Here is an 11,215-nt window from a genome sequence, read left to right on the forward strand (position 1 = left end):
TGGAAATGAAGAAGTCGGATCTCAGGGCTCGTCTTAAAGAACTTGTGTCCGAAGGCGTCGACGGGATGACTTGGCCTGAATGCTTATCTTGCTGCCGACGCTTGCTCGCGGAGTTTGACGCCGAACACATCGACGACATTTCCAATCGCGGCAAACCTTGGAGCGATGCCGAAATCAAGATCATCCTTCGTCTCCCGCCCACCAGCGAAAGCATTGCGTTGTTGGCTCGAGCCTTTAAGCGTGGAGCCGGTAGCATCGAGCAGATCTACAAATGGGCAGCCACTGAGCAGCAGCGCATCGACGAGGCTCGGCCAGACGATTCTTTTGTAAAGCAGATCAAGCGCGTTGCCAACGAGATCGGCTGGCGGGGATTCTGATGCGACCGTCCGTCTAATACTCTGAGCAGCCTCAAATGAATGCGAGGCGCCCGCCTCCTTGTTCCCCATTACCTTAGCAGTAGGTACGGTTACTCTCCGGGAGGCGATCGAAGAAAGCACTTGATCTGAGCAACGTAGGCACACGATGGAGTAGCACTGCTGCTGACAACGTGAGGGTTTGCCCAAATTGGCGTCTTAGTTGGAACGCAGTCGCTCTGACCGCCAGCACTGCAAATATAAGCCTACGTATCGTACTTTCGCTTTAATCGGGTATCTACCACAAATGCAGGGCCGTGACCTGATATCCTGCCCATTAACACCGAACCTCGCACGGTATCCTTTGATGGTTCTCTCGACAAGAAACAACTACTCCGGATCATGACGAGCTCCGACACTAGTTCAAGATTTGAAGCATCGAAGGTTGATCTGTCACTAAGTACTCATAGGAAGCCATTGCCTCACCTGCTGGTTCCGCATGCTTTGCCTGAAATGATCAACTGCGGCAGCGCCTCATCAACTTGCCTTCGCCAACGGGATTTGTTTCCAAGCTGAGAGTGGTTTGCGTTTTCGCATTCTCCGGATCTTGGCCTCTTGCGGCTTGGCGTCAAGGCATTCTCTCGCCGAGTGATCCAATGCTTTCGGGGCCGTAGACGATGCCGCTTCAACTTCGACCGATGCAGCCGATGGCGACTTCGTCTCCTCTGGCTGATCATCTGAGGTAGTTGCGCTAGTTCTCGGCTGAGTGCTTGTGGCCCGTATCCGCCTTGCCCTGTACGCGCCGTATTTCGCAATGAGTTCCGACCGGCTGAACCGCGCGCCCAGGGCTTCATCTAGTGACGCGAATTCCGTGGTTTCTGTCGTGTATTTGAAAGCAATGAAGAAGATACTGCATTGCTCTTCGAGCCAATTTGCCGGACGCCATTTGGCCACGAGAAAACTCGAAGCGAGAAGCATCAAGAACGCTTTCACGTTTCTTGTCGAGAACTTATCCAGACTCGTCAATCTGTGGTAGGGAATTGGACAAAGCCAAAACTCGCAATCTGCAAGCTCAGCCCAATACTTGAAGACAGAAAGAGCAGGATTTTTCTGGCATAGACACTCGGCACATTGATGCGACGGAAGCAATATGGCATTAGCCTTTACATAGCTCAAGAGTGCGAAAGCTCGTCGTTGGTCATCATATTTCGAGAACAGCTGCAAAATCTGATCAACATCGGTAGCCGACACTTGACGCCCTCTGCGCGAGAATATCCTGCGAGTCTTCGCTGGATTCTTGGGACGCCATCCATTGACTGCGTTACGTATCTTCGTGTCGCTTGGATCAAGGTCACCTCTGTTGATCGAGTTCGAATATCCGTTGTGCTTGTGCCTGATCCACTCCATCAAGAAGTCAGTCGTCTCGGAGGGACTCAAGATTCTTGCGGAGAGGAAGTAGTAGGTCAGCGCCCACACGGCATCATAGGTCGAGATTTCCGGATACAAGCCCTCTCGCAGCAACCGATCAACCTTCTCTCCAAATTCCTTGCCTCGCTCGATCCAGGAATCGGTTTCAGCGCAGTCTGGCAGAACCAGTCTATCGCACTTAGCCACGCGAACCGCATACTGAATTTGCCCGGTCTTGCTCAACGTGAAGTATGGTTCAAATGTAATTGGATCAACAGTGAAGCTCCCATCTCCGAAGGGTAGCCGATCAGAAGCCACCGCGACTCTGACTTCAATGATGGCAGGTCCGAATTGTATTTTGGCGTCCTTGAGCTTTTTCACAATGCACTTCTGGACGTCAGAAGCCAAGTACGGGCGCTCCAGGAAGAGCACTAGGCGCAGGCCTCCAGATCGAGAGCTAGTATAGACTAGGTAATTGCCAGGAATAGCCCTCATCACCGACCGAGCCCGTTGCTCAACTGATTCGTTGACCTTGCCGTGATCATCAATATCGAACATCACGCAGGTCACCATAGAGCCGATCCTAGCCGCAATTGTCCTGATGCCGCACAAATGCTGTATCACCGCGAGCTTGGATAATTGACTATGAGTCAAGAACCAACTCGAACGATCGCAGGAGTTCTTGGCTCTCAATTCAAAGAAGTCCCTCCTGGGTTTTCCAGTAACAAAGAGGTTCCAGTAGTCATCAAATGCCGCCTCAGTGACTCCGTGTTCGACAAGCAGTTGTCTGGATTCCTTGCTCAGTTTATTCATAATGACCTCTCCCTTCTGACTCAATTGCATAGCTAAGCCAAACCTGATCAAGGCAGCCTTGACTGATGGCCGATGTGATCCCCGCCTCAGTGCCGTTCGATTCAATAACTGGACAACAGCAATGGAACATCCATTTCCCTTTTAAAATATATGCTGCAGGATCCACACACGGAGAGAGCCTCAGCGTTTCTCGTGTATATAGATCACGGTAAGTGATTACTCTATAGCAACTTGGTTTCAGACAACTCCCGGCTGCCCTTTTCGACACCAAGGTGTAATGGGGATTTAATCGGGTTAATTTAGTTTTCTTTCGCCGGCGAGGAGAAGAAGCCAAGATATTCTCCACCCTCTCCTCGTAAATCTTCTGCGTTACCAAATCCATCGTTGTAATTGTCCGCCCCGTCGGGCCGTTTCTTTGCTTGGCGATGTCGATCTCCAGGTCGACCAACGCGTTGGTATTGGTTTTGTCATAGTAGGACTCGCGGAACAAAAGCAGCACCGTGTCCGCAATCTGTTCAATGGCGCCGCTGTCTCGAAGGTGCCGGAGTGAGGGGCGTTTGTCGGTTTCCCCTTCAACGCTCCGTGATAACTGCGCGAACAGAACGATCGCCACCCCGATGTTCTTGGCGGCATCCCGCAACATCGTGCAGATGTTGTCGTACTTTTCGTTCAGGTTGGATCCGGAGACGTTCCTTCCGATGATGTTGAGGTAGTCGATTACGACATACTTGAGGTCCTCATGTTGGAGCTTGTGACCTTTGATGATTGAAATGATTTGATGCACCGATAAGCCGGCGGTGTCGACGATGTGAATCGGGTACTCGGTGGACAAGACCGCATCGAACATGGTCATGATGTTGGTCGACCCGCAGTCGGTACAGGCGTTCTCAACCCGGTACTCTTGATAGGTCGTCTTTGAGACGGTGTTGGTCCCGTGGCAGTCCCGACAAGAGACGGGCTCATACATTCTCTCCAATTCCGCCTTGGCAACGAATCCGGTATGAAGGTTGTTCAGGCTGATCCCCACCCGAGACGAAATCAGGCGCTCGTAAAGCGACTCGGCGCTCATTTCCATCGAGAAGACCAGCCCCCGCTCATTTTTCGCCATCGAGTTGTCCTCGATAATGCGCAGGCCGAAAGCAGTCTTGCCCATCCCGGGTCTTCCCGCTACGACAAATAGTTCCCCGGGTCTGACCCCGCCGGTCATCTTGTTCAGTTCCGTTGTTCCCAGACTCACCCCGATCAGCTTGCCGGACATCCGTTGCGCAAAGTGGTTCTTGATGGATTCCATGGTGGCTTTCATGGCCTCTCCAAAGGGGACCGGCCGTGACCTTGAATCGCTGCGCATTAGTTCTTGGAGTTTTGTGGCGTGCTGGGAGATGACGTAATCGATCTTGGTATTCTTATCGTCCGCCATTGTCGCAAACTGTCTAGCGGCCTCTTTGGCTTCCCTTCTGACATAAGAGTCCCTGAGGATTTTGATGTAGGTGTCAATCAACTTGGGGGATTCATTTTCGCACTCCCAGAGCCAGGTGGTATCGACGGGGGTCTGTAAGTAGTGGGGGCAGGACCCGCTATCAAACGTTACCCCGTCGACATAGGCTTTTTTGATGGCTCGTAAAATGAATACCGAGCTGGTCTCCTTGAAGTACTCTTCCCTGACTTTTTCTATGTAGTCCGGCAGGAGATTTTGGATGGCCACCAGAATTGCCAGCAGTTTCTGGTCGATTGAAGCGTTTTTCATTGTCGCTCCTGTTAGGGTCAACTGTTTGTCCCTCAAGTAATTATGAGGGATTGCCGTGTGCCAGTGCTTATCTTGGTTTTGCCGCGCTGGTTACACATAGAAAAAGAAAGGGATACCCCTTCTCTTTCTCCCAGATTTTCTGTTATTTCTCAGGAATATTTTTTTTGCAGTTCTCGCTTCGACGATCTTGACGCTCGCTTGGCGTTTTTCGGGCGGTAGCTGCTTCATGATTGAGGCAATTCTCTCGGCCTCTTCATCGTGCTATGGCGGGACAGTCCCAGGTCATGAATTCCGCCAGCTACTGGGGACTCTACAGCGGTCTTCGCACCTATATGCTGGGCATTCCACAGGATTTCCACCCTCCCTTCTGATTTTTTGCACCTCGCTTTTTGCGGAGAATCCTGATCATGGTTGAACTTATTTGTTCTGCTGAATACGGAAGTTATCAGGCTTATTCCGATTGAGTGGAAGATGCTGACCATCAATCGAGCATGGTTTGGCAGAATTTTCGCGCTCAGAAAACATAACCTAAGATCATGTCATATAATGTCTTATGAGATTTATGCGATGCCCGGCCCCGTGATTTCGACGCTGAGCCTTAGATTGCGTCCGAAGCCAAGTACTAGCGACAACTCTGCTTGGCTGAGGTTAGTTTGCACTAATTTTAAGAATATCGGGAGATGATGTGATAGTCAGCTCTTCTCTATTAATGAAGGCGACTCAAGTAACCAAGACTACTTTGAAAGGAGATTAAGTTTATGATGGTTTAATGACTGACTCCCGTGAGAAGACCCGGGAGCTTTCACACGATTTGTGCTCGTGCGCAATTGGCTCTCGAGTTGAGGAATCTGGTCAGTAGTTCAGGACCAGGACTGTTCACAACATGTCGGATGAATTCGCATTCAGCTGCTTGTTCACAAAACCAGTTAGTCGGGGAAAAAGTGCGTAAATCTCACAATTGCCGATCCAAACAAGGGTCTCAGCGCCTCATAGTTTTGATCGAAGACTGGCACCCATTGGTCACTTATCTGAATAACATCCAGGGGCGTCACGAACAAACCCATCAAGGCATTAGCAATCTTGCTTTCAGATGAGCGCCAGATCAAGTGATCAGAATCAAAGACAATTCAACCATCAAGATCAACTAATGACAGCAAGTGAGGTTGCGGAGTACCTTCAAGTCAAACTGTCAACCATCTACCAATGGACCCACGCGGGCTACATTCCACATATCAAGCTGGGAGGTCTAGTTAGGTTCAGGCGAGAAGCCATTGATGCGTGGATTGAACGCTCGGCAATTCGGGGTCGAAAGAACCGTCGAGCGAAGGGCAAAAACACTGAACACGATATCGATTCAGCAGACTTCGATCGCGCAGCATGAGGTCGTCGAAGTGAATTAACAGCATGCTACCAGTGCCGGGAGCCAGAGATGACTCCCGGTACTTGTCCTGGATTGAGTCTGAAAGCAAGAGAAGTTGCGCGGGCCATGCGGACACAACTTTCAAGCAAGACTTGGCACAGCCGTAAGGTTTCCGCTCGCTGTCATCGAGAACTGACTGAAGCGGAAGTCAGGCCGGGGTGGAGATCATTTCGAGTGCGAGTTGACCGCTCAATTGGTGAGAATCCACGGGCCACTCCGATGCACTGAGTTCCCGGGTCGAATCCGACTTGAGCGTTGACAAATAACTCGATAATGGATATACTAATGGTGTAACCCACCAAAATCCCCGGGAGGCAGACTCATGAGATCAGGTTCTCTTACAGCATGCGTGCTGGCGATTTGCGTTTTCTTGGCGACAGCTCGCGCAGAAGCTACACCTACGCCATCGCCATCATCAATGCAGACGCCAGTTGCATTTACGAAGAATATGGGGCAATGGGATGAGCGCGTGCTCTTTCGCACAAGCTCCGGGGGCGCGACGATTTGGTTCTGCAAGGATCGGGTGGTGTATCAGTTCTTCCGAAGAGCAGGCGGAGCAGGCCAGTCAGAAAGCATGAATTCCCCGTTTCGCGGTGATTACATGAAGCCTGACAGCATTGAGCAGCTTGTTCTCACTGCCAGGTTTGTCGGAGCCAATCCTGATGTCGAAGTCATGGGGGAGGGGATGATGGAATACAAGTGCAACTACTTTATCGGTAGCGATCCTTCGCGGTGGAAGACTGACGTTCCCAATTACGAGGCCGTTGCGTACAAGAATATCTACTCCGGCACAGTCCTTAGCTTTCAAGGAACGGGCGATGGCACATGCTCTTATGAATATCTCTGCGCGTCTCAGGAAGATCTTTCATCAGTCAAGATCGCTTACGAGGGCATAGAGAGCACTACCAATCAGTCTTCTGGCTCTACTGTATTCCAGACTGCGTGGGGCGACCTGGAGAACCTCATCCGTGAGCCGTCGCGTGAGAACAACGTACATCCGGAGGTAGACTTTGCGCAGCTGAACAATCTGGGCGGAAAATACGCGTCCTCTAGTTATTCCAGTCCTGCGTCCCCTCAGTTCCTCGGGCTTGAATACAGCACTTACTTGGGCGGAGGTAGCGAAGAATGGTGCGAAGGGATTGCCGTCGATTGCTCTGGGTGCGCACATGTGACGGGGTGGACATGGTCCACGGATTTCCCGACTCCGGGAGGTTACGACCAGTACCTTGGGGGATCTCAGGACGTATTCGTCGCCAAATTCTCTACTACGGGCAATTCGTTGATTTATAGCACGTACCTCGGTGGCAGCGACTTGGATGCTGGCTATGGAATCGCCATCGGGTACCCGGGTTCAGGTATCACTTCCCGTGCTTACATAACTGGCGCAACCACTTCAGACAACTTTCCGACTAGGAATGGATACGACGCTTCCTATAACGGAGTCAATGATGCCTTTGTGGTGGAACTATCGAATGCGGGGAACACACTTGAGTTCAGTACCTACCTTGGGGGCGAGGGAAGTGACGCCGGAGCAGGCGTCACCGTCGACGTCTCTGGATCGGTGTACGTTACGGGAACGACACGATCTCTCACATTTCCGATAATGAACGCGTACGATGCCAGCTATGATGGGGTCGGAGATGCCTTCGTCACGAAGCTCTCTTCCTCAGGAGGAACACTTACATACAGCACCTACTTAGGCGGCAGTTCAGACGATCGAGGGGAGGCCATTGCACTGGACAACTCCGGGCCTTTATCAGTAGCCATCGTGACCGGGGCGACCTACTCGAATAACTTTCCGACAAAGAATGCATTTGACGCTACCTACAATGATAGCATCGACGTCTTCGTGACAAAATTGTCTCTGTCCGGGAATTTGCTCTCATACAGCACTTACATTGGTGGCAGTCGAAGGGAGTGGCCGTACGACATCGCTGTTGATGGCTCAGGTTGCGCCTACTTAGTCGGCATTACCCGATCACTTGACTTCCCACTGCAGTCTTATTGTCAGTCCTACAATGGCAGCGAGGACGCATTTGTGACGAAACTGGCAGCATCAGGATCAGCTCTCCTATACTCGACGTACCTTGGAGGTTCAGCAAACGACTTGGGGTACGGCATCGCCGTCGATGGCTTCGGCTATGCATTTGTGACGGGAGCAACTGGCTCGCAAGATTTCCCCGTGATAGACGCATATGATGCAAGCTGCAACGGGAGTGATGTGTTTGTTGCCAAGCTCTTCCCTTCTGGGAGTTCACTCGTATTCGGCACTTTCGTGGGCGGGAATGAAATTGATGAGGGTTATGATATCGCCATTGACAATTCTGGCATGTATGTATGTGGATTAACTGAGTCTAATGATTTCCCGACGAGGAACGCCTATGACGCCATCTACACCGGGGGCTCGATTTTTGGCTTTGACGGCTTTGTAGCCAAGCTCGCGGAATTTGAATTTCTCTGCGGCGATGCCGACGGCTCTGGTGCGATCTCGATCTCTGACGCAGTCTACTTGATCAACTACATCTTTGCCGGCGGTCCGGCACCAAACCCTGTGTTGTCCGGTGACGCCGATTGCACCGGCGCCGTCTCCATTTCCGATGCCGTGTACCTGATCAACTACATCTTCGCCGGTGGCCCGGCGCCCTGTGCGGCGTGTAAGTGAAGCCTTTGAGTGATGAATTGCATGAATATTGCGATGAGAACGGCAGTGGTTGCTGGGCTTCTGATTTCTGTCGCGCTGTGCGCGCCTGCTCTGGCGGAGTGGGAGAATCTGGGTCTCAATGATCGACTGGTGCGCGCGATAGCAACGGTAGGGGACTATCTCTTTGCGGCGACCGACAGCGGAGTCTACCGGACACTGACAATTGACCCGCTTCCCCAATGGGTGCATCTTGGCCTGTCTGATCATGAGATTAGTGCGCTGATGGTGCTCGATCTCGATACGATCTTTGCCGGCACAGCGAGCGGTGATGCCACTATCTATCGCAGTGTTGACGGTGGCGCATCGTGGCTGCCATTTCAAAATGGCTATGGTGGCGGCAGTGTCGAGCCGGTTCTCGCTTTCAACCGATTGCCAAACCAGAAAGACACTCTGCTGGCAACAGGATTGGCGGTGATTGCCAGGTCGACGGATCGCGGGTTGAGCTGGCAGCCGAGGTGGGGCGATTGGAGCGGGTGGGGAGTGGTAGTGTTTGCCAAAGTCGATCGTCGGAATCCGAGTATTGTTTGGGCGGGTGGGGAAGGTGCTATTTTCAATCCCTGGCTATTCAAGTCGACTGATCGCGGCGAAAACTGGGAGCTGATCAACGTCGTTTATACGGGGGATAACCGCTGTCACGACATTGCCATTCATCCCAGCAACTCTGATCTTGCATACGTCTCAATGGAAGGTCAAGTGCAGAGGACTGAAAATGGCGGCGACGACTGGCAGATCATCGCGACGAACGGCTACTACTTGTACAGCGTCGAAATCGATTCACTTCGACCGAACAACCTGTACGTATCAACGGCTCAGTTGAATGAGCCTTTGATGTTTCTCAAATCCTCGAACGGTGGGCAGACATGGTCAGAGGTTGTCGACCTGATGCAACCGGACACGCCAACATATGACATGCTACTGATCAGCTATAGTAAGGCTAGTATCCTCTATATGGCCACGCGGCACGGCGTCTTCTGCTACACCGATCCGGTGCATTTTCTTTGCGGCGACGCCGACGGCTCTGGCGCCATTTCAATTTCCGACGCGGTTTGTCTGATCAATTACATCTTCGCAGGAGGCCCTGCACCGGATCCGCTGGCTGCCGGTGATGCCGACTCCAGCGGGACGATATCGATATCGGATGCCGTGTATGTGATCAATTACATCTTTGCCGCCGGGCCCGTGCCGTGTGAAGGGCATAGATGAGAACCCGATGGGTCGTCAAACGGTCAGGCTGGATCCGGATGTTCACTGGCCCCCGATGGAGAAAGCCTTCTTGTCTCAGAATGCGCCGATTAAGGAAGGAGGAGTACGAGAAGTGAGAACATGGTTGGTTTCTTTGATCTGGATGTCGGTGGTTACAGGTTCCGCCATGGGCAGGACAGCTGACACTCTGTGGATGAGAACGTATGTTGACACGACGATCTCCGAGAGTTCCTCGGGATACGGAATTACTGTGGACAACGCAGGGAATTTGATTGTCACAGGCTTTCCATCAACGCTCGCGTACGACTCTGCCGGAAACCTCAAGTGGGCGACGCCCGTAGACGGATTCCGTATCGCAGGGGACAGCCAGAACAACATAGCCGTTACCAAGTGCCTGGGACTTGACTACGACGGCGATTTCCTCACATCAAAGCTTGATTCTGCCGGTAACACTCAGTGGCAGCGAATTTATAATGGCGATGCTGACACCATCGATAGCCCCTACGATATCTGTTTCGACGGTGAAGGTAACATCTGCGTGACCGGGTATACTTACTCGCCGGCGAACGACTTTGATTTCGCCACCGTGAAATACAGTCCGGCCGGAGTTGAAATGTGGTCGAGGACCGTCAATGGACCTTTTTCGGGCCAGGACATTGCTTATGCTGTGGTAACAGATGCCGCTGGTAATGTGATGGTCTCGGGGGAGTCCAGCGGAGCGGCGATGACGGTCAAGTATAGCCCTTCGGGCGACATGCTCTGGCTGCGGCGATACACCGGCCCGGTCGGATCGTGGGGGGCAGACAGTCGGGGAATGGCGATCGACGGTATGGGAAATATCTATGTGATAGGATACATATTCTGGTCGAGTACCAACAATGACATTGTCTTGGTGAAATACAACCCGGCTGGAGACACCTTGTGGACTCGTCTTTATGATGGTCCGGCCAACGGTATCGATTTCGGTTTGCACGTTGTCGTGGATAAGCAAGGAAACATCTACGCATCCGGTACGTCAGAAGGCATCAACACTGATTACGATTTTGTGACCATGAAGTACCTTTCCAACGGAGACAGAACCTGGGTCGCGCGCTTCAGCGCTTCAAGCGGGTCTGACTGGCCCGTGGAAGTTGTTGCCAATGATTACGGCGATGTATTCGTCACGGGTAGCTACAAAGGAGATGATGCGCAACAGCACATAGTTACCATTCAGTATTTCTTCGACGGCACAGAGGCCTGGCACGCGTATCTGGACGGGCCTGGCTCATTTATAGACGTACCATGGGACGTAGCAGTAGATCTTCAAGGCAATCCATGCGTCACGGGCTCATTGAGCGACGGTGATTATGGTTCGAAATGCGTCACCGTCAAGTATCAGAGAGGAGCGATATGTGGGGATGCTTCTGGTGAAGGTGCAGTCAACATCTCTGACGCGGTCTACCTGATCAACTACATCTTTGCTGGCGGCCCGGCACCGAATCCGCTGCTTGCCGGTGACGCCGACTGCACCGGTGCCGTCTCCATTTCCGATGCCGTGTACCTGATCAACTACATCTTTGCCGGTGGCCCGGCAC

7 protein-coding genes are annotated in these 11,215 nt (G+C 52.2%); 5 read left to right on the plus strand and 2 right to left on the minus strand.

The annotated features are described in order from the left end of the window. Nucleotides 1-5: 5 nt before the first annotated feature. Nucleotides 6-377: a hypothetical protein gene (locus IT585_09720; protein ID MCC6963516.1), complete on the plus strand. Its 372-nt coding sequence runs from the start codon at nt 6-8 to the stop codon at nt 375-377. A 513-nt stretch (nt 378-890) separates the two neighbouring features. Here IT585_09720 and IT585_09725 read toward each other — a convergent pair. Continuing rightward, the gene (locus IT585_09725; GenBank protein ID MCC6963517.1) at nt 891-2,573 is read right to left on the minus strand and encodes a hypothetical protein; all 1,683 of its coding nucleotides are present in this window, start codon (nt 2,571-2,573) and stop codon (nt 891-893) included. After that, nucleotides 2,566-4,317: a hypothetical protein gene (locus IT585_09730; protein ID MCC6963518.1), complete on the minus strand. Its 1,752-nt coding sequence runs from the start codon at nt 4,315-4,317 to the stop codon at nt 2,566-2,568. Before IT585_09730 ends, IT585_09725 begins: the two co-directional genes overlap by 8 nt. Before the next feature lie 1,090 nt (nt 4,318-5,407). On the opposite strand from IT585_09730, the gene IT585_09735 reads away from it, so the two are divergent. From IT585_09735 to IT585_09750, 4 genes are all read left to right on the plus strand, one after another. Continuing rightward, nucleotides 5,408-5,698, plus strand: a complete 291-nt coding sequence (locus IT585_09735; protein MCC6963519.1) for a helix-turn-helix domain-containing protein — start codon at nt 5,408-5,410, stop codon at nt 5,696-5,698. 640 nt (nt 5,699-6,338) lie between these two features. Then, nucleotides 6,339-8,399, plus strand: a complete 2,061-nt coding sequence (locus IT585_09740) for an SBBP repeat-containing protein (protein ID MCC6963520.1) — start codon at nt 6,339-6,341, stop codon at nt 8,397-8,399. A 33-nt stretch (nt 8,400-8,432) separates the two neighbouring features. Further along, nucleotides 8,433-9,641: a hypothetical protein gene (locus tag IT585_09745; GenBank protein ID MCC6963521.1), complete on the plus strand. Its 1,209-nt coding sequence runs from the start codon at nt 8,433-8,435 to the stop codon at nt 9,639-9,641. Nucleotides 9,642-9,648: 7 nt separating this feature from the next. Continuing rightward, nucleotides 9,649-11,215: hypothetical protein (locus IT585_09750; GenBank protein ID MCC6963522.1), on the plus strand; the 1,567-nt coding region annotated here is incomplete at its 3' end.

This window comes from Candidatus Zixiibacteriota bacterium (genome assembly GCA_020853795.1).
In the GTDB taxonomy this organism is placed as follows: Bacteria; Zixibacteria; MSB-5A5; order CAIYYT01; family CAIYYT01; genus JADJGC01.

Excerpts from the sequence above, each read along its gene's own strand:
- IT585_09720 (MCC6963516.1), top strand. The coding sequence starts at position 6 with ATGAAGAAGTCGGATCTCAGGGCTCGTCTTAAAGAACTTGTGTCCGAA.
- IT585_09725 (MCC6963517.1), bottom strand. The coding sequence starts at position 2,573 with ATGAATAAACTGAGCAAGGAATCCAGACAACTGCTTGTCGAACACGGA.
- IT585_09730 (MCC6963518.1), bottom strand. The coding sequence starts at position 4,317 with ATGAAAAACGCTTCAATCGACCAGAAACTGCTGGCAATTCTGGTGGCC.
- IT585_09735 (MCC6963519.1), top strand. The coding sequence starts at position 5,408 with ATGAGCGCCAGATCAAGTGATCAGAATCAAAGACAATTCAACCATCAA.
- IT585_09740 (MCC6963520.1), top strand. The coding sequence starts at position 6,339 with ATGAAGCCTGACAGCATTGAGCAGCTTGTTCTCACTGCCAGGTTTGTC.
- IT585_09745 (MCC6963521.1), top strand. The coding sequence starts at position 8,433 with ATGAGAACGGCAGTGGTTGCTGGGCTTCTGATTTCTGTCGCGCTGTGC.